At 71.5% G+C, this 18,919-nt stretch carries 14 protein-coding genes; 6 read left to right on the top strand and 8 right to left on the bottom strand.

Annotation, left to right across the window (positions count from 1 at the left end; genetic code table 11):
• Window positions 1–116: 116 nt before the first annotated feature.
• Genes mmuM through ACWD02_RS35605 form a run of 5 tightly spaced genes read right to left on the bottom strand, consistent with a single transcriptional unit; the run spans window position 117 to window position 6,836 of the window.
• Entirely contained in the window at window positions 117–1,022 is a 906-nt protein-coding gene (gene mmuM, locus ACWD02_RS35625; RefSeq protein WP_451218711.1) for a homocysteine S-methyltransferase, read from the bottom strand.
• On the bottom strand, window positions 1,019–3,079 hold the full coding sequence (locus ACWD02_RS35620; RefSeq protein ID WP_451218708.1) for an ABC transporter ATP-binding protein: 2,061 nt from the start codon (window positions 3,077–3,079) through the stop codon (window positions 1,019–1,021). Before ACWD02_RS35620 ends, mmuM begins: the two co-directional genes overlap by 4 nt.
• A gap of 15 nt (window positions 3,080–3,094) precedes the next feature.
• Window positions 3,095–4,015, bottom strand: a complete 921-nt coding sequence (locus tag ACWD02_RS35615; protein ID WP_451218705.1) for an ABC transporter permease — start codon at window positions 4,013–4,015, stop codon at window positions 3,095–3,097.
• The gene (locus ACWD02_RS35610; protein WP_451218703.1) at window positions 4,012–4,962 is read right to left on the bottom strand and encodes an ABC transporter permease; all 951 of its coding nucleotides are present in this window, start codon (window positions 4,960–4,962) and stop codon (window positions 4,012–4,014) included. The genes ACWD02_RS35615 and ACWD02_RS35610 overlap by 4 nt, the downstream gene beginning before the upstream one ends.
• Window positions 4,959–6,836 (bottom strand): peptide ABC transporter substrate-binding protein, encoded by a 1,878-nt coding sequence (locus tag ACWD02_RS35605; RefSeq protein ID WP_451218700.1) that lies wholly within the window; start codon window positions 6,834–6,836, stop codon window positions 4,959–4,961. The genes ACWD02_RS35610 and ACWD02_RS35605 overlap by 4 nt, the downstream gene beginning before the upstream one ends.
• A gap of 169 nt (window positions 6,837–7,005) precedes the next feature.
• On the opposite strand from ACWD02_RS35605, the gene ACWD02_RS35600 reads away from it, so the two are divergent.
• The 6 genes from ACWD02_RS35600 to ACWD02_RS35575 all read left to right on the top strand — a co-directional run bounded on the left by ACWD02_RS35600 (window position 7,006) and on the right by ACWD02_RS35575 (window position 14,801).
• Entirely contained in the window at window positions 7,006–8,223 is a 1,218-nt protein-coding gene (locus ACWD02_RS35600; RefSeq protein ID WP_451218697.1) for an ROK family protein, read from the top strand.
• The gene (locus ACWD02_RS35595) at window positions 8,220–9,794 is read left to right on the top strand and encodes a M81 family metallopeptidase (RefSeq protein WP_451218694.1); all 1,575 of its coding nucleotides are present in this window, start codon (window positions 8,220–8,222) and stop codon (window positions 9,792–9,794) included. Before ACWD02_RS35600 ends, ACWD02_RS35595 begins: the two co-directional genes overlap by 4 nt.
• A 98-nt stretch (window positions 9,795–9,892) precedes the next feature.
• Window positions 9,893–10,723, top strand: a complete 831-nt coding sequence (locus ACWD02_RS35590; protein WP_451218691.1) for a transporter substrate-binding domain-containing protein — start codon at window positions 9,893–9,895, stop codon at window positions 10,721–10,723.
• Between the two features lie 93 nt (window positions 10,724–10,816).
• Window positions 10,817–12,328, top strand: a complete 1,512-nt coding sequence (locus ACWD02_RS35585; RefSeq protein WP_451218688.1) for a hypothetical protein — start codon at window positions 10,817–10,819, stop codon at window positions 12,326–12,328.
• A 33-nt stretch (window positions 12,329–12,361) separates the two neighbouring features.
• A complete protein-coding gene (locus tag ACWD02_RS35580; protein WP_451218685.1) occupies window positions 12,362–13,432 on the top strand; it encodes a caspase family protein in 1,071 nt (356 codons plus the stop codon).
• Between the two features lie 37 nt (window positions 13,433–13,469).
• A complete protein-coding gene (locus ACWD02_RS35575; RefSeq protein ID WP_451218682.1) occupies window positions 13,470–14,801 on the top strand; it encodes a hypothetical protein in 1,332 nt (443 codons plus the stop codon).
• 295 nt (window positions 14,802–15,096) lie between these two features.
• Here the strand turns inward: ACWD02_RS35575 and ACWD02_RS35570 are convergent, their stop codons facing one another.
• The 3 genes from ACWD02_RS35570 to ACWD02_RS35560 all read right to left on the bottom strand — a co-directional run bounded on the left by ACWD02_RS35570 (window position 15,097) and on the right by ACWD02_RS35560 (window position 18,818).
• A complete protein-coding gene (locus ACWD02_RS35570) occupies window positions 15,097–15,843 on the bottom strand; it encodes an AfsR/SARP family transcriptional regulator (RefSeq protein ID WP_451218679.1) in 747 nt (248 codons plus the stop codon).
• A gap of 143 nt (window positions 15,844–15,986) precedes the next feature.
• A complete protein-coding gene (locus ACWD02_RS35565; RefSeq protein WP_451218676.1) occupies window positions 15,987–17,009 on the bottom strand; it encodes a helix-turn-helix transcriptional regulator in 1,023 nt (340 codons plus the stop codon).
• Window positions 17,010–17,150: 141 nt separating this feature from the next.
• Window positions 17,151–18,818 carry an AAA family ATPase gene (locus ACWD02_RS35560; protein ID WP_451218673.1) on the bottom strand — a complete coding sequence of 556 codons (1,668 nt, stop codon included), beginning with the start codon at window positions 18,816–18,818 and terminating at the stop codon, window positions 17,151–17,153.
• Between the last annotated feature and the right edge of the window lie 101 nt (window positions 18,819–18,919).

The raw sequence follows: 18,919 nt of genomic DNA, 5'->3' as shown, positions 1-18,919 counted from the left end.
TCAGGTACGGCTCAGTCTGCACCCCGGCACTGACAGTCACCCCTGAGCGAGGCATCTTCGCAGGTCGTGACGTGTGTGGCGGAGGTGTCGCGGACCTTTGCGCACCCCCTTGGACCTCACTTGGACCGGCCGGTCCCGGACAGTTCCGCGGCCACTCGCGCGATCATTTCCGGCCCCACCCGGCAACACCCTCCGATCAGGCGCGCCCCCGCGTCCCGCAGGCCCGTGACCCGGCCCGCCGCGAAACGCGTCGGACCCCGCCAGGCCCTGGCGGTCGCGTCCCACGTCTCGCCGCTGTTCGGGTACGCCACCACCGGTTTCCCGGTGATCCGCGCGGCGAGGCGCACCGCCGCTCCCGCGTCCTGGGGGTCGCAGCAGTTGACGCCGACCGCGAGGATCTCCTCGGCGTCGGCGGCCAGCGCGAAGGCCTCCGTCAGGGGCTGGCCCGCCCGCGTGTAGCCCCCGGCGACGGTGTACGACAGCCAGGCGGGCACCCCCAGGCCCCGTACCGCCCGCAGCAGGGCCCGCGCCTCGTCGGTGTCCGGCACCGTCTCCAGGGCGATGACATCCGGTGCCGCGTCGGCGAGGACCTCCAGGCGCGGGCGGTGGAAGCGTTCGAGCTCGGCCACCGTCAGGCCGTAGCGGCCGCGGTACTCGGAGCCGTCCGCGAGCATCGCGCCGTACGGTCCCGCTGACGCGGCCACCCACACCTCGCGGCCCGCGTCCGCACCCGCGGTCCGGGCCAACTCCACGCTCAGGCGCATCAGTTCGGCCGTGCTCACGGCGTCGATGCCGTGTTTCGCGAAGCCCTCGAACGTCGCCTGATAGCTCGCCGTGGTGGCGATGTCCGCGCCCGCCTCGTAGTACGCCCGGTGTGCGGCCTCGATGGCCTCCGGCCGGTCGGCGAGCAGCCTCGCCGACCACAGGGCGTCGCTCAGGTCGTGCCCGGCGGCCTCCAGCTGGTTGGAGAGGCCGCCGTCGAGCACGAGCGGGCGTCGGGTCAGGGCATCCGCGAGTTTCACACCGCCGACGCTAGCCGAGGCGCGGACAGGGGGAAGTGACACGCGACCTGGTGTCCCGGACCGTTCGGCGTGCTCGCGGGCGGCTCCGTGGTGGCGCAGATGTCCTGGGCCGCGGGACAGCGGGTACGGAAGCGGCAGCCCGACGGCGGTTTCGCCGCCGACGGTGTCTCGCCCTCCAGGGGTGTGCGGTCGGCACCGTGCGCGGCGTCCGGGTCCGGCAGGTTGACCGTGTCCAGCAGGCCCCGCGTGTAGGGGTGCAGGGGATGGGCGTACACCTGCTCGGCGGGGCCCGACTCGACGAGCTTGCCCAGGTACATCACGCCGACGGTGTCCGCGAGGTGGCGCACCACCGCCAGGTCGTGCGAGATGAACAGATACGTCAGGCCGCGCTCCCGCTGCAGCTCCCGCATCAGGTTCAGGATCTGGGCCTGCACGGAGACGTCGAGCGCGGACACCGGCTCGTCCGCGACCACCAGGTCGGGGGAGAGCGTCAACGCCCGTGCCAGGCCGAGGCGTTGACGCTGGCCACCGGAGAACTCGTGCGGGTAGCGCCGCACGGCGCCGCGCGGCAGACCGACGGCGTCCAGGAGTTCGCCGATCAGTTTCTCCTGCTCGGCGCGGGTGCCGACGCCCTGGATGACCAGGGGCTCCCGCAGGATCTCGCCCACCCGCATCCGGGGGTCCATGGCGGCCGTGGAGTCCTGGAACATCAGCTGCACGCGCCGCCGGTGCGCCCGCCGCTCGGCCCGCGACATCCGCGCAGGGTCCCGGCCGTCGAAGCGCACGTGTCCGGCCGTCGGCTCATCGAGGCCCGCGACGATCCGGCCGAGCGTGGTCTTGCCGCACCCGGACTCGCCGACCATGCCGAACGTCTCGCCCTTGCGGACCTCAAGTGTCACCCCGCCGACCGCGCTCACCGTGCCCCGGGTGCGCGAGAAGGCGCCGCCCTTGAGCGGGAACTCCTTGACGAGGGAGTCGAGTTCGAGCAGTACGTCGCCGGGCTCGCGCGGTGCGGGCACGGTCGGCGGGGTCACGACGTCCGCCTCCGACGCGTTGTCCGGCACCGGGTGGAAGCAGGCGAACCGGTGCTCGGCTCCCCGCAGTTGGTCGTCCGTGAGCTGCGGCTCCCGTTCCCGGCACTCGTCCGTGGCGAAGGCGCAGCGCGGCGCGAAGCGGCACCCGCTGGGGCGCGCCGCCAGGTTCGGCGGAAGACCCGGGATCGTGTGGAGCGCGGTGCCGCTGTCCGCGGCCCGCTCCGGGAGCGAGGCGAAGAGGGCCTCGGTGTAGCGGTGCCGGGGTCTCGCGAACAGGCGGCGTACATCCGCTTGTTCGGCGACCTTGCCCGCGTACATCACCGCGACCCGGTCGACCCGGTTGGCGATGACGCCCAGGTCGTGCGTGACCAGGATCATCGCCATTCCCAGGCGTTCGCGCAGGCCGTCGATCAGTTCCAGGATCTGGTGCTGTGTCGTCACGTCGAGGGCGGTGGTCGGCTCGTCCGCGATGAGCAGTTTCGGCTCGCAGACCAGGGCCATGGCGATCGCCACGCGCTGGCGCATGCCGCCGGACAGCTGGTGCGGATACGCCTTCATCCGCTCGGCGGGCTGCGGCATGCCGACCAGGCGCAGCATCTCCTCGGCCCGCGCCCACGCCTCTTTCCTGCTCAGCTCGGGACGGTGCAGGACCAGCGGCTCGGCCACCTGCGCGCCGATCGTCATCGTCGGGTTGAGCGAGGTGAGCGGGTCCTGGAAGACCATGCCGATGGTGTTGCCCCGTACGCCTTGAAGGACCGGCGCGGGGGCGGCGGCCAGGTCCTGCCCGTCGAACAGGACGCGTCCGCCGGTGATGTCACCGCCGGGCGGGAGCAGGCCGAGGACGCTGAGCGCGGTCATCGTCTTGCCGCAGCCCGACTCACCGACGATGCCCAGGGCCTCACCCGGGGCGAGTTCGAGGGAGATGCCGTCGAGGGCGTGGACGGTGCGCTCGCGCGAGGTGATGTCGACGCGCAGGTCGTCGATCGTGAGCAGAGGCCCGGTGTCGGGCAGAGGCTCGGTCATGGTGTCGGTTCTCCCTTACTTCCGCAGCCGTACTTCGAACGCGTCCCGCAGCCCGTCACCGATGAAGTTGAACGCGGCGACGACCAGGACGATCGCGATGCCCGGCGGGAAGATCAGCCACCAGTAGCCGTTCTGGGTGTAGGTGATGCCGGCCGACAGCATGGAGCCCCAGTCGGCCGAGGGGGGCGGGATGCTCAGGCCGAGGAAGGCGAGATAGCTGACGTAGAGGATGGCGTCGGCGATCTGGAAGGTGCAGTTGACGATGACCGTGCCGATCGCGTTCGGCACGATGTGCTTGAACACCGCCCGCGCGCCCCCGCCGCCCATCATCCGCATCGCCTGTACGTACTCGCGGTCGCGCAGCGAGAGCGCCTCGCCGCGTACCAGGCGGGCGGGGGAGAGCCACGCGACGGACGCGATGATGACGATGAGGACGCCCTTGCTGGGCGTGATGATCGCGGCGACCACGACGAGCAGGAACATCGCCGGGATGGCGAGCGCCGCGTCCGTGATCCGCATCATGGCCGCGTCCACCCAGCCGCCGAAGTATCCCGCGACGGCGCCGTACACGGTCCCGAAGAGCGTCGCCAACAGGCCTGCCGCCAGGCCGATCTCCAGCGACGTCTGCCCGGCGACCATCAGCCGTCCGACCATGTCGTAGCCGAGGTCGGTGGTGCCCAGGAGATGGCCGGGGCTGCCCGGCGCGAAGTTGGCCTGGGACAGGTCGGTGTGCGTCTGCTCGGTGGAGTACAGGAGCGGCCCGAGGTAGCTGAAGGCGAGCAGCAGCACCAGGACCACCACGCCCGTCAGGGCGAGCTTGTTGCCGGTGAAGACCTGGAGCGTGCGCCGGGCGAGCGAGGGCGTGGCCTGCGCCGCCGCCTCGTTGCCCGGAGCCGGGGCTGCCCCGGGGCTGACAGGTGCGGTCGCGGTACTCATGCCACGCTCCGGATCCGGGGGTCGAGGACGGCGTACAGGATGTCGGTGAGCAGCGAGCCGACGACGGTGGCGACGCCGACGACGAGCGTCACGCCGAGGAGGACCGGGAAGTCGGAGCCCTGCGCCGCGTTCCAGAACAGCAGCCCCATGCCGGGGTAGTTGAACATCGACTCGACGACGAGCGCGCCGCTGAAGAGCGTCGGCAGGTACAGGCCGAGGAGTGTCGCCAGGGGGATCAGCGCGTTGCGCAGGACGTGCCTGACCATGATCCGGCGGCTCGACTGGCCCTTGGCCATCGCCGTACGGACGTATTCCTCGGTGAGGTTGTCCAGGACCGCCGAGCGCATGTAGCGGCTGAACATCGCCACGATGCCGAACGCCATGGTGACGACCGGGAGCACCAACCCCGTGAAGTCGCCGAGCAGTTCACCGACGCTCTCGCCCTGTGGCGCCTCCGCCGGGAGGATCGGCATCACCTGCGCGAACAGGATGATCATGATGAGGCCCAGGAAGAACACCGGCGTCGCGTAGAGGAGGAAGGCGAGGCCCGTCAGCGCGTAGTCCGACGCCTTGCCGCGCCGCACGGCCTGGAGCAGGCCGAGCGGGACGGCGATGATCACGGCGAGCGCGGTGGAGAGCACCGTCAGGAGCAGCGTCTTCGGCAGGCGCTGCTTGAGCAGGTCGAAGACCGGCGAGTTGAGCTTGAACGACTCGCCGAGGTCGCCGGTGAACAGCCGCTTCAGGTACATCACGTACTGCGCGGGCAGCGAACGGTCGTACCCCTGCTGGTGGTTGAAGGTCTCGATCTGCTGCGGCGTGCCCTTGGGTCCGAGGATGGCGCGTGCGGGGCCGCCGGGCAGCATGTGGAGCAGCGTGAAGACGATGATCGAGACCAGGAACAGCACGACCAGCGCCTGAAGGAAGCGCTTGACCAGAAAGCCGGTCACTTGTCGGCTCCCTTCTTCTTGACGTAGTACCAGTCCTGCGGCGCGAAGGTGACCGTCGGGTTCTGGCTGACGCCCCGCAAGTCGTTGCGGATCACGGAGACCTGGTAGGCGGGGTTGGGCATCCACATCACCGGCAGCTGTTCGGCGAGGTACTCGCCGTACTCGTGGACGGCCTTCATGTCGGGCGAGTACTGCACGCCCCGGATGATCCGGTCGGCCTTCTTGTCGCTGTAGTTGCCGAAGTTGGCCGAGGCGCCGGTGGAGAAGAGCTGCTCGCCGCTCGGGTTGAGCGGGTAGTACCAGCTGCCGGCGGTGCCGAAGAACGACATGTCCCAGTCGCAGCCGGGGTCCTTCGCCTCGCAGGGGACGGAGTTGCCGAGCACCGAGTTCAGCGGCTGCTGGCGCACGGTCAGGTCGATCCCGCCCTTGGAGAGCGAGGACTTGAGCTCCTGCATCATGTTCGTGGTCTCGGTGGAGCCGGACTGGGAGAGCAGGGTGAGTTCGAGCGGGGCGTTCCTCGCGATGCCCTTGCCGCACTCGTCGGCGCCTGTTCCGGGGCGCACGCAGCGGGCGGTGCCGTCCTGCGTCTGCCAGCCGTGCTCGGTGAGGAGCCGCTGCGCCTTCCGTACGTCGAAGGGGTACCGGTTCTTCTCCATCGCCTCGGACAGGTACTGGCTCTTGGGCGTCACCGGCACCGGACCGAGGGTCGGTGTCGCGCTGCCCTGCCAGATGACGTCGCTCATCGCCTGCTGGTCGACGAGGTGCTGCATCGCCTGCCGGATGTAGAGCTGGTCCATCATCGGGCCCGCGTGCGTGGAGTTGAAGTTGTAGACGATGTACGTCGCCGCCCAGCCCTCCCAGGGGTCCGTGCGGTAGCCCTTCTCCTCGAACTTCTCCTTCTGCGCCATCACCGACGGAGGGATGTAGCCGTAGTCGACGCCGCCCGAACGCAGGACGTTGTACTCGGAGTCGGCGGTGGTGAAGGGCTTGAAGACGACCTTGTCGAGGTGCGGTCGCTGCGACTTCGGGCCGGTGTACTTCTCGTTCGGGACGATGGTGACCTGGCCGCTGTCGCGCCATCCCGCCAGCTTCCAGGGGCCGTTGACCGTCTTCCACAGCGGGTCCGAACCATACGAACCGAGGCTCTTGGCATGCTGGGTGAGCCGCGCGAAGACGGCCTTGGCGCCGGACTTGGTGCGGTCCCAGTCACCGACCTCGCCGGCGTCGGTCTTGGCGTCCCAGGCGTGCTGGGGCAGGGCGCGCATCAGGGTGAGCTGGTTGGCGGTGAACCAGTCCGGGTTGTACGCGCGGCTCAGGTGCAGGCGCACCGTGTGGTCGTCGACCGTCTCGAAGCGCTTGACGTTGTCGGGCATCGTGCCGACCGAGTAGTTGCCCCAGCTCGTCTTGTTGGCCTTGACGAGGTTGAACCAGAACTCGATGTCCCGCGAGGTGACCGGCTTTCCGTCGGACCATGTCACGCCCTCGCGCAGCGGCACGGTCACCGTCTTGTTGCCGTCGCTGAACTTGGGCTCCTGGCCGAGCGTGCTCGGGCCGTGCGTGGTCAGCTCGTTCTCGTCCTTGTCCTGCACGGCGTCGTACACCGGCATGTAGAGCAGCGACTGGATGCCGTAGTTGTACGAGGCCCCGTAGCCGGGGGCGCCGATCGGGAAGATCCAGTTCGGCGTCGCGGCGGGCGGCAGGGCCATCGTGGCGGTGCCGCCCTCGACCGGAGTGCCGCCGGTGGGGCCCATGTCGATACGGCCGCCCTCCTGCGTGCAGCCGGTGACCGCCGTGAGGGCGAGCGCGGCGGCGGTGGCCGCCGCGGCTATGAGCGCCCGGCGCCGGGCGCGGGGACGTGATCGCCGTGAGCGCATGGCGAAGGGCCTCCAAGGATGCGAGAGCCGGACCGTGCCGGAGATCGACGGGCGGCGCCTGAACGCTAGGTCTGGCGACAAAATCAAGTCAAGAGCTTCGTTCGGCAAGAAGTCCTAAAGTCGGGAGGGTCTGGCCAACTTGCTTCGAAGAGACCTAGTGTTCATCCCGATGTCGAACGAACTGATCGAAGCAACTGGGGGCGGCATGGCCGGAACACCGCACGGCGAACCGGGGTCGGCGCAGCACATCCTGCAGCTGGTCTCCTCGGGCGCCGCCTCCTCCCGGGCCGATCTCGTACGGGAGCTGGGGCTCGCCCCCTCCACCGTGTCGCTGCGCGTGCAGGAACTCGTCACCGCCGGCGTGCTCACCGAATCCGGCGAGGGAGCCTCACGCGGCGGCCGCCGTCCCCGGCTCCTGAGCGTCCGCGCGCAGGGAGGCGTCGCCCTCGCCGCCGACCTCGGCAGCCACCACGCGCGCATCGGTGTCGTCGACCTCGGCGGCACCGTCCTGGACGCCGTCGACCTGCCGCACGACATCACCGCGGGCCCCGAGTCCGCCGTCGACTGGCTCTGCGGCCAGGTCGCGGAGCTCGGCGCACGGCAGCGCGAGGCGGGCCGCACCGTCCGCGCCCTGGGCGTCGCCTTCCCCGGGCCCGTGCAGCCCGCAGAAGGCCGCGTCCTGAGCCCCTCCCGCATGCCCGGCTGGCACCGCTACCCGCTGCGCGACGTCCTCGCCGAACGCCTCGGCATCCCCGTCACCGTCGACAACGACGCCACGATGATGGCCGTCGGCGAGCACCGCACCGCGCGCCCCGGACTCGACCACCTGGTCGTCGTCAAGGCGGGCCGCGGCATCGGCAGCGGCATCATCGTGGCGGGCCGCCCGCACGACGGCGCGGGCGGCTCCGCGGGCGACATCAGTCACGTACGCATCGAGGCGGCGGGCGACCGCCCGTGCAGCTGCGGCAACATCGGCTGCCTGGAGACCGTGGCCAGCGGCGCGGCGCTCATCCGTGAACTCGCCCTGCAGGGCGTCGAGGTGGCGGACACCACCGAGCTCCTGCGGCTCGTCGCCGACGGCGACCCGCAGGCCACCACGCTCGTGCGCACCGCCGGACGGCACATCGGCACGGTCCTGTCCGTCGTCGTGAACTTCTTCAACCCCCAGGCCGTCGCCCTCGGCGGCGTCCTCGCCACCGCCGAACCGCTCGTCGCCGCCGTACGCGGTGTCCTCTACGAGCGCTGCCTGCCCCTGGCCACCGCGGACCTGGAGATCACCACCACCGTGACGGGCCGCGACGCGGGCCTCCTCGGTGCCGGGCTCACCGCCCTGCGCCAGAACCTCCCGACGACCCCGGCACCCCAGGAAGAGAGCGCCCCCGCATGACCACCCCCGCCACCCGTCAGCGCCGCCTCCGCATCGGCATCGGCGGCATCGGCATCGAGTCCTCCACCTTCTGCCCGCACCGCTCCGCCACGGACGACTTCCGCCGGACCCGCGGCCAGGACCTCCTGGACCGCTACACCTGGACCCGCCCGGAATCGGACCTCGCGTACACGGTCGAATGGGTGCCGCTCCTGCACGCGACCTCGCTGCCCGGCGGTCCCGTGGAGGCCGAGTCGTACCTGATCCTCAAGGACGAACTGGTCACGCGCATACGGGAGGCGGGCCCCCTGGACGGCCTTGTCTACGACATCCACGGCGCGATGAGCGTCATCGGCCTGACCGACGCCGAGGCCGACCTGACCGAAGCGGTCCGTGCCGCGCTCGACGCCGTCGGCACCCCCGACGGCGGCCGCCCGATGATCTCGACCGCGATGGACCTGCACGGCAACGTCTCACGCCGGTTCGCCGAACCCCTCGACCTGCTCACCGCGCACCGCCTCGCCCCGCACGAGGACGCCTGGGAGACCCGCGAGCGCGCCGCGCGCAATCTCGTGCGCTGTCTGCGCGAGGGGGTGCGGCCGCACCGCGCCTGGGTGCAGGTACCGGTGCTGCTGCCCGGCGAGAAGACCAGCACCCGCCTGGAGCCCGCCAAATCCCTCTACGCCTCGCTCGCCGGCATCGAGAAGCTGGACGGCATCCTCGACGCCGCGATGTGGGTCGGCTACGCCTGGGCGGACGAGCCGCGCTGCAAGGCCGCGATCGTCGTCACCGGCGACGACGCCGAACTGGCCGCCGCCGAGGCCGAGAAGCTGGCACGCCGCTACTGGGACGCACGCCGTGACTTCGTCTTCGTCGGGCCGACCGGCGGCGCCGAGGAATGCATCGACAAGGCGGTGGCCTCGGACAAACGGCCCTTCCTGATCAGCGACTCCGGCGACAACCCGACGGCGGGCGGCGCGGGCGACCTCGCGTACATGCTGGGCAAGCTCCTGGAGAACGAGGACATCCGCTCCGGCAAGGTCACCGCCGTCCACCCCGGCATCACCGACCCGGTCGCCGTCGCCCGCTGCTTCGAGGCCGGAGTGGGCGCCGAGGTCACCCTGAGCGTGGGCGGCAAGGTCGACGCCAACCACGGCGGACCGTACGAACTCACCGGCACCGTCGTGGCGTTGCAGCGCGCCATCGACCAGCAGGACCGGGCGGAGGGCGGCGCCTACGACCGGGGCGTCGACATGGCGGCGGTGCGCACCGGCGGCGTGACCGTGATCCTGGTCGAGCGCCGCAAGCCCTTCCACACCCTCGCGGACTTCATGGGCCCGGCCGACGGCGGCCTCGGCATCGACCCGCGCACCTTCGACCTGGTGGTCGTCAAGATCGGCTATCTGGAGCCCGAGCTGCACGACATGGCCGCCGACTGGCTCCTCGCCCTCACCCCGGGCGGCGTCGACCAGGACCTGCTGCGGCTCGGCCACCACCGCGTTGAGCGCCCGCTCTACCCGTTCGACGAGGACGCGTACGACACCGGGGCGGGCCCGGACCTGACGGCGGCCCAGCTGAGGCCGCTCGCCTGAAGGGCCCGGTGATCGCCTGATGAGAAGGGGCTTCACCGGCCAGATCGCTTCTGCGAAGGTGATCCCTTCGAGCCGCGAACCCGTACGGAGGAGCCCCCGTGAAGCGTGCCGCCACCCTGTCCGCCCTGGTCTGTCTGCTCGCCGTCACGGCCGCCGCGCCCGCGTCGCCCGACGCCGGGCGCGGCAAGGACCGCCACCACCGCAGCCTTCTGGACTCCGTGCCGAAGTCGGGCGTCCTGAAGGTCTGCACGACCGGCGACTACCGCCCGTTCACGCACCTCGACCCCGCCGACAAGACGTACAGCGGGGTGGACATCAAGATGGCCGAGGACCTGGCAAAAAGCCTGGACGCCAAGCCCGAGTACGTGCACACCACCTGGGCGAACCTCACCAAGGACGTCGCGGCGGGACGCTGTGACATCGCGGTCGGCGGTGTCTCCATCACCCTGCCGCGCGCCCGCCAGGTCTACTTCAGCGAGCCGACCCGTGAGGACGGCAAGACGCCGATCGTGCGCTGCGCGGACAAGGAGAAGTTCGGCGAGGGCACGCTCAAGGACATCGACAAGCCGGGCACCACCGTCATCGTCAACCCCGGCGGCACGAACGAACAGTTCGCGCGCGAGAACATCAAGCAGGCGACCATCAAGCAGCACCCGGAGAACACCACGATCTTCCAGGAGATCATCGAGGGCCGCGCGGACGTGATGATGACCGACGCGAGCGAGACCCGCTACCAGTCCAAGATCCACCCCGAGCTCTGCTCCCTGCACCCCGACAAGCCCTTCACCTTCTCCGAGAAGGCCTACGCACTGCCCCGCGGGGACGACGAGTTCAAGGCGTACGTCGACCAGTTCACGCACCTGGCCACGCACGACGGGACGTACGCGGGCTACGAGGCGGAATGGATGGGTCCTGCCTCGGGGTCCTAGTCGTCGCGGCCGTCCACGGTCGTTCGCGGTCCGGGGTTATCCCTGAGTCCGTCCCCGATGTCGTGGTGGTGGCGCCGCCCTACCTTCCTGGGCATGGCTTCCTACCGTGAGCGGTGCATCCACAGCAGGCAGGGCGGTCGACTCGCCTCGACCACCACCGCCGACATCGACGGGCTCGTGGCCGGGCTCAAGGACCGGCGGCGTGTGGTGCTCCACTTCCACGGCGGACTCATCGACGACACGCTGGGGTTCGCCACCGCCGCGCGGCTCGCGCCCGTGTACGAGGCGGCGGGCGCGGAGCCCGTCTTCTTCGTGTGGAGCAGCGGCCTCCTGGAGACCTTGCGGGGCAACCTGCCGCAGATCCTGAACGAGAGCGTCTTCCGTACGCTGCTCAACCGCGTCACCCGCTATGCCACCGGCACCGTGTTCCGGGAGCCGGGACAGCGGGCCTTCGGGGTGGTGACCGCCCCCACCCCGAGGGCCGTGGCAGCCGAACTCGCCCAGGTAAGGGCGGGACAGGAGCCCTACGCGCGGCTGACCGCCCCGCGCGAGGTGCCGCCCCTGAACGAGGACGAGCAGCGGCAGATCGCCGCCGAACTCTCGGCGGACACCGAACTGGCCGAGCGCACCCGGGAGATCGTGAAGTCGGTGACGCCACAGGCCGGGCCCACCCCCACAGAGCCGGCCGCCGCGGCGCGAGATGTCTTCGGGGGGCGTGCCGCGGCGGCCACACTGATGTCACCGGACGTCGTGGCCGACCTCGCGGAGCGGGCGGCCACCGGGGAACGGGCCCTGGTCAGCACCGCGTTGATGGTGCGCAAGGCGGTGCGCGTCGTGGCGGCCGTCGTCAACCGCTTCAGGCAGCGCAACGACCACGGGCTCTATACGACGGTCGTCGAGGAGATCCTCCGCGAGTTCTACCTGGCCAACGTGGGCGCCGCGATCTGGGACGCGATGAAGCGGCAGACCGCGGACACCTTCGCCGCCGCGGACGACGAGGTCCGCGCCGGACGGTACTTCCTGGACCGGTTCGCCGAGCTGCTCGCCACCGGCACCCGCCCCGAGGTGACCGTGGTCGGCCACAGCGCGGGCGCCGTGTTCATCGGCAACCTCCTCGACGACCTCGTGCGCAGGCGCGCCGCGGTCGACGATCCGCTCCCCGCCGACTTCAGGCTGCGGGACGTGGTGCTCCTCGCGCCGGCCTGCACGGTGGGGCAGCTCGCGCCCGTGGTGCGCCGGCAGGCCGAACTCTTCGACCGGCTGCGGATGTTCACCATGACCGACAGGGCGGAGCAGGCCGACCACCTCGTGCCGTTCCTGTACCCGAGGTCGCTGCTGTACTTCATCTCCGGTGTCCTGGAGCGCGGCCCGTCCCGGCAGTCCGCCGTCATGCCCGTCGCGGGCATGCAGCACTGGTACCACGACCCAGCCGCCCTCGGCCCCGACTCCGACGACCTGCGCGGCTTCCTGCGGGCGGACCCCGCGCGCACGGTGTGGTCACCGGGCGACGGCGGGCCGGGCCTGAGCGCGGGGGCGCTCAGTCACACCGCGTTCGACGACGACCCGCAGGTCCTCGCGAGCGTGGCGGCGATGCTCGCGGACTGACGGCGCGAGGACAGAACGTAGGGGGAGAGTCCGATGAACGACCTGCACTACGCCGTGGTCGTCGGCATCAACCGTTATCCGGCCATCAGCGACCTGCAGGCCGCACGGGGTGACGCGGTCCGGTTCCGTGACTGGCTCCTCGACCCCGAAGGAGGCGATGTGCCCGAGGACAACGTCACCCTGGTGACCGCGACCGAGGAGCAGGAACGCACCGCGGACTTCATGACCGCCGTACCGACGAGAGAGAACGTGGACCTGGCGCTCTACCGTGCCAACAAGGCTGTCCAGCAAGCGATCGAGGACCGGCCCGAGGAGGAGTGGGAGGCCGCAAGGCAGCGCACCCGGCTCTACTTCTTCCTCGCGGGACACGGCTTCATGACACCTCCCAACAGCACCGCGCTGCTGATGGCCAACGCCGCGTTCGACCTGCTCGGCAATCACCTGGCCGTGGGCCAGTACCTGGACTGGTACGAGTCGTCGTCGCCGTTCCGCGAGATCGTCTGCTTCGCGGACTGCTGTCGTACGAGCAGCGGAAACGGCTCCATGTTCCCTTTCGGCCCGCCCTTCACCACCACGGCGGCCGCGCTGGAGAAGGTCGACTGTTTCGTGGGGTACGCCACCTCGCAGGGAGACCCGGCCTACGAGCAACAGAACGCCGATCCCGACCTCGCGCGCGGCCATTTCACGACCGCGCTCCTGGACGGCCTGGCCGGCCGCAGCGCCAACCGCAAGGGGGTCATCACCTCCGACAGCCTCGCGGACTATGTCGTACGGCATGTGGAGGACCGCACGAAGCACCTGCTGGTCCCGCAGCAGCCCAGGTTCGTCAAGGGAAGCGCTCCGATGGTCTTCGCCCGTGACGTGGAGAACGGGATGCCCTCCGTCACGCTGCGCTTCCCGGACGGGTTCCGGGGCTGGGTGCAGCTGCGCGGCGGCGACCCCGACGAGCCGCCGCTGAGACTGCTCGTCGACGGCACGGAATGCGTCGAGAAGCTCGCGCCGGGGCTGTACCGCGCGACGCCGGAGAGCTGGGCGGCGGACGACTTCCACAACGGTGGATTCTTCGAGGTGATGACGGGCGGTGGCAATGGTGTCCAGCTCTGAAGAGCGATGGCGCGCACGGGGCACGAGGGCGAAGCAGGTGCCGTTCGTCGTCATACCGGACACCCCGTCGGTCCTCGTCACGGTCACGGACTCCGCTTTCCGCGAAGTGGCGCACGCGATGGGCACGATCGACACGACGCTGCCGCCCGGCATCTACCGCATCGAGCAGCGCTTCGGCGGAGAGGTCGAGAGCCGTTTCGTCGAGGTGGGCACCGAGCCGTTCACCGAGCGCCTCGCGCTGCCCCGCATGCCCACGGCCACCCCGGTCGAGGGCACACCCACGACCCGGCAGGACCACCGCGCGGCCGCGATGCGCTGGAGCACCGAGGCAACGCACGGCACAGGACCGCCGACCCTGATGGTCCTCGTCCGCAACCTGCGCCGGGGCTGGCAGCTCGACCCGTTCGCCCTGGAGATCGCCGACGAACGCGGTGCGCCCGTGGACGGCGGCGCCGGGGGCTGGGAGCCGTCCGGCGGTCAGGAATGGGCGGCCTGGAGCGGTGAACTACCGCCCGGCGGCTACCGGTTGAGGACGCGCAGGCAGCCCGCGGACGGGCTGTCCCTCGCGCAGGCGCTGCACGTCCTCGACGGGTGGACGACCCTGGTGTTCGTGAGCAACGGCCCGCAGGGCCCGCAACCGCAGTTCGCCTCGATCCAGCTGGTGCCCCACGGAGTGGGCTGGCAGCCGGCCGACCGCACCCTGGACCTCGCCATGGAGGCCGCGCTTTCGGGGCTGCGGCAGGGGATCGACCTCGTGTCGACGCGGCAACTGCACGGCCTGCTCGACGCGCGCGACGTCAACCCCTTCCTCGGCATCATCGGGGCCCATGCCCTGCTGCTGCACCCGAGCCCCGACCTGGGGCGGATCCGCGGCATCCTGGACCGGCTCGTCACGTACGCCGCCGACCAGCCGGACATCGCCGCGCTGCGCACCCTGCTCGACGAGCCGGTGCCGCCGGTCGCCTCGCCGCCCATGTTCGCGGCCTCCTGCCGCCTGCTGGTCCGGGCGGACTCGGCGGACCCGGGAATCCTGCGGGACGGTTCGCCGGCCGAGAGCGCGGCGGGACACCTGGTCGGGCGCGGCGTCTGGACGACCTGGCTGGAGCAGGAGCCCCGGCCGGACGTCGCGGCGCGCGGCGGTCTCGTCCCGCCGGTGGCGGCGGACGCCCGCGCGGCGAGGCGCTCCCGGGCCGTCGATCCGGTCGACCGGGTCCAGCGCTATGTGTGCGAGATCGCGAGCGTCGAGGACAGAAGCGTCGAGGACGTCCTGAGCAGCATGGAGCCGAAGGACCTGTCCCGCAGGACCGGGCTGCCGCACAGGGCGGTCGACCAGGCCATCGAGAGGCTCAGGCGTCCGCGAGGGGAGTGAAGGGGGAACGGTGACGGCCCCGGGAGGCATCGCCTGCCGGGGCCGCCACCGTCACCGGCGTCCCATGCCCGCGCTCGGCACCCCCGTGACCGTGCGTGGCGGAACACCGGTGGCCTGCCGGCCGCGTCCCCCAACGCGGCCGGCAGGGGCGGGTTGGCCGGCCCGCGGCCCGTGCACCCCCGAACGCGCACGGACAGACAGGCCGGCGGTGACGTGGTGGCACGTCACCCGTTCTGGTGGAACCCTCGCCGCGGTCCCGTTCCCCATGGCCGGCTCGCCCTTCCCGTCGTGTCCGTCAGGTCAGCGCGTGGCGCACCATCGTGCGGAACTGCTCCGAGGGTTCGATGCCGAGCTCCGCGCGGAGCAGCCCGCGGAACGCCTTGAAGTGGCGTACCGCCTCCACGAGGTTGTTCTCGGCGAGGTGCACCGTCACGACCGCACGGTGCGCGCTCTCGCGCAGCGGATCGATCCGGGTGCTCTCCAGTGCGGCCTCCAGGGCGGGGGCGTACTGCTCGTGCACGACGAGCCGCGCGGAAAGGGCTTCGAGCGCGTGCAGCCGCAGCTGATGCAGCCGCTCGCGCTCGAACACCACCCAGTCCTGGTGCCAGCCGGGCAGCAGTTCGCCCATGCCCATCAGCGCGGACCACGCGACCCCGGTTCCCTCGGCCGGGGCCGCGAGTATGTGGTGTGCCGTGGCGGTGAAGTCCTGGATGTCCATCCGGACCCGCCGGCCGAGCGCGAGCACCCCGGGCCGGGGGCCGCCGACAGCCGAACTCGCCGCGTTCAGACGCCAGATGGCGGTACGCAGGCACGCCCGCGCCCGCTCCTCGGTGACGTCGGGCCACAGGGTGCCCGCGAGCACCGAACGTGTCGCGGGGCCCCGCAGCCCGAGGAGGGCCAGCAGCTGCTGTCCGCTGGCGGGCACGTCGACCTGTCCGCCGCCGTCGCCCTCGCCGCGGCTGAGATGAAATCCCCCCAGCAGCCGCAGACGCAGGGCCGGTGGTGCGTCGCCGCGTACCGCCGGACATTCCGTGCCAGCCATCTGTGCACCCCCCAGTCGTGCATCCCATCCCCTGACCAGCCAAAAACTACGCCGGGCAGGGGCAGGGGTGCCTCAGGGAACCGCCCAGGGATAACCCCGGTGTGCCGGGGCTCCGGCCAGGGGAAGGTGCCAGGCCCGCCGGGCTAGGACGACGTGCGCCGGTCCTGGGGGGCGAAGTGGTGCACGAGCCCGATGCGCGAGGTGATGCCGAGCTTCGTATAGGTGTGGCCCAGGTGGTACTCGATGGTCTTGACGCTCAGTGCGAGCGCGGTGGCGATCTGCCGGTTGGTGAAGCCCTGCGACGCGAGGCGCGCGACGGCCAGTTCCTGCGGGGTGAGGCCTTCGGCGGCGGAGTCGATGTCCGCCGGTTCGTGTGCGGGCCGCGGGGGAGCCGCCCGCCCGCAGGCGTCCAACTCCCTCTCGCAGCGCGCCAGATAGGGCCCAGCCTCCAGTTCGTTCATCGTCGTGTACGCCGCCTGGAGCTGGGCCACGGCGACCGAGCGGCGGCCGATCCTGCGCAGGAACGCCCCGTGGTCGAGCTGGACGCGGGCGCGGCCGAACGGCGACGGGAGCTGCGCCGCCTGGTCGTGCGCGCGCAGGAACGCCGCCTGGGCGCGGTCCGTCTCCCGGCGCGCCGCGTGCAGGTTGCCGCGCACCCGGGCCGCGGTGGACAGTGCGCCGTGCTGCCCGCGTGCCTGCGCCCGCTCCTCGTAGGGCAGCAGGACCGCCTGTGCCTCGTCGAGGTCTCCGAGCTGGATCAGGGCGTCGATGAGCAGCTCACGCCAGGACACCACGCCCGGTTCGTTCACCCCGTCGTGCGAGGCGAAGTCCAGGAGCGGCCGCAGCGCCTCGACGACACGCTCCGGTTCCGCGCGGGCCTCGGCGAAGGCCCCGTGCGCCGACGCCGCGTACGCGTAGGCGAGGGCGCTCTCGTCGCAGCCCGGCGCGTCCAGGGCGAGCCGCAGGTGCGCCGAGGCGCGGTCCCACGAGCCGCGTGCCGAGAGGATCCAGCTGGCGATGGCGTGGGTGACGGGCTTCAGCCACGACTGCTCGCTGTCGTCGGCGATCGAGGCGGACGCCTCGGCGTGGATCAGCGCCTCGTCCCAGTCGCCGAGCCGGTGCAGGGTCTGCGCGAGCGCGGAGGCCGAGAGGAGACGCAACGGCACCGTGCCCCTACGGCAGTTGGCGACGGCGCCGAGCAAGTCGGCCCGTGCGCCGAGCAAATCGTCCGACCAGAGCCTCAACTGGCCGCGTGCCAGCAGCAGATCGATGTCCGCGGGCGGGACGAGCAGCGGATCAGGGAGGTCTCAGGCGAGTTCGATGCCCTTCTTGGCGGACCCGCTGAGGCCCAGCGCGAGGAGATGGTTGAAGCGCAGCATCCGGCTCGGCCCCTGGAGCGTGGAGAGCCGCTGGGCACGCTCCGCCCACCGGGCGGCGTCGGAGGAGCGCCCGCGCATCACGGCGGCGTAGCTCAACTGCTCCGCCGCGCGCGCCGCCAAAGAGGGGTCGCTCTCGTGGTCGCACTGGTTCCAGGCGTCCACGAGCAGCGTCTGGGCCTGCTCCATGCGGCCCTGGACACGTGCCACATATCCGCGTACGTAGCCGCGCAACGCCGGGTCCGCGCCGGGCGGCAGTCCCGCCGCGAGCTCGGCGGACTCGTGCACCCGGCCGTCGAGCAGCAGCGCCTCGACCGCCTCGACGGCGAGCCGGTCGCGTTCCAGGTCGGTCGTCGCCACCCGTGAGGCGTGCCGCAGGTGCGTGCCGGCCACCGCCCACTGGCCGGTGGCCGCCTCGCGCCGCGCGCAGGCGGCGAGGGCGGCGGCCAGGTGCTCGTCCGGGCCCGTGGCGGCGAGCACCCGGTGGCGCAGGCTCGCGTAGTCGTCGTCGACCAGGGCGGCGGCCCGCGTGTGCAGATCGGCGCGGTGGGCGGGTCCGATGTCCTGGTAGACCGCGGCATGGACCAGGGGGTGCGGGAAGGCGATCTCGGGTGCGGCGCCCGGGTTTGTCTCCTTCAACAACCCTGCCTTGACGGCTCGTTCGAGTGCGGGCAGCGGTGCGGTGACGCGGGCGAGGGCGGCGGCCACGCTCAGCGGGCAGGAGAGCCCGAGCACGCTGACGGCCTGGACGAGCCGCAGCGCCTGGGAACCGCACTCCGCGAGGTTGGCGAGCACCAGCATGGCGTACGAACGTGGCGCGGGCAGCGGTGTGGTCACGTCCCGCAGGACGTGCGCGGGCACCTGGTCCAGAAGGGCGCGGGCGTGCAGCGGATTGCCGTGCGTGTGGTCCCGCAGGCGTACGGACGCGGAGTGCGGCAGCCGGTTGCTGCCCATTTGTGCGCTGAGGGAACCCAGTTCGTCCGGGCTGAGTCCGTGCAGCGGGATGCGCCTGGTGCGGACGTCGGCCAGCAACCGGCGGATTCCTTCGGGGAGTTGAGGGGCCTGCGGGTCCCGTGCCGCCACGATCGCGAGGACCTTGTCGACGCGCAGCCGCCGCAGCGCGAACGTCAGCGCGTTCAGCGACGCCGAGTCGGCCCAGTGGGCGTCGTCGAGCACCAGGATGACAGGGCCCTTGTCCTGCAGCTCGCTCAGCAGGTCGAGCAGTCCGAAGCCGGCCGCGAGCGGCGGCAGGGTGCCGGGTGCCGAGCGGGGCGTGCGGACCAGTGAACCCAGGGAGTCCGGCAGCGGGAGCGGGCTCTGCCCGACGAACTGGGCGAGCACCCCGCAGGGCAGCGCGCTCTCGTTCTCCTCGCCGCTGGCCTGGAGCACGCAGGCGTCGCCCGCCGTGTCCAGGAACCTGCGCACCAGCGCGGACTTGCCGATGCCGCCGGGTCCGTCGATCAGGACGAGACGCGGCGCACCCTCGCGCGCCTGGCGGAACTCCTCCTGGAGCGCCGCGAGTTCGCTCGTACGGCCGGAGAACGCCTCATGGGGCGCCGGTGCGTTGACATGGCCGTTCAGTGTGTCGCCGGACGTCATCACCGCCCCCACATGTCGGCACCCGGTACGGACGCCCGGACTGTGCCGGCGAACCGTGCCGGGCGCATGGCCCTGAACGTCCACGATGGCGCCGGAACCGC

The organism is Streptomyces sp. NPDC002853, from assembly GCF_053591915.1.
Note: the sequence above shows the minus strand (reverse complement) of the source record. Positions and strands in the feature narration are given on the sequence as shown.

Bases quoted from the DNA above. Each gene is read 5' to 3' on its own strand.
- ACWD02_RS35560 (WP_451218673.1), bottom strand. From the start codon at position 18,818: ATGACGTCCGGCGACACACTGAACGGCCATGTCAACGCACCGGCGCCC.
- ACWD02_RS35600 (WP_451218697.1), top strand. From the start codon at position 7,006: ATGTCGAACGAACTGATCGAAGCAACTGGGGGCGGCATGGCCGGAACA.
- ACWD02_RS35595 (WP_451218694.1), top strand. From the start codon at position 8,220: ATGACCACCCCCGCCACCCGTCAGCGCCGCCTCCGCATCGGCATCGGC.
- ACWD02_RS35570 (WP_451218679.1), bottom strand. From the start codon at position 15,843: ATGGCTGGCACGGAATGTCCGGCGGTACGCGGCGACGCACCACCGGCC.
- ACWD02_RS35580 (WP_451218685.1), top strand. From the start codon at position 12,362: ATGAACGACCTGCACTACGCCGTGGTCGTCGGCATCAACCGTTATCCG.
- ACWD02_RS35620 (WP_451218708.1), bottom strand. From the start codon at position 3,079: ATGACCGAGCCTCTGCCCGACACCGGGCCTCTGCTCACGATCGACGAC.
- ACWD02_RS35615 (WP_451218705.1), bottom strand. From the start codon at position 4,015: ATGAGTACCGCGACCGCACCTGTCAGCCCCGGGGCAGCCCCGGCTCCG.
- ACWD02_RS35585 (WP_451218688.1), top strand. From the start codon at position 10,817: ATGGCTTCCTACCGTGAGCGGTGCATCCACAGCAGGCAGGGCGGTCGA.
- ACWD02_RS35605 (WP_451218700.1), bottom strand. From the start codon at position 6,836: ATGCGCTCACGGCGATCACGTCCCCGCGCCCGGCGCCGGGCGCTCATA.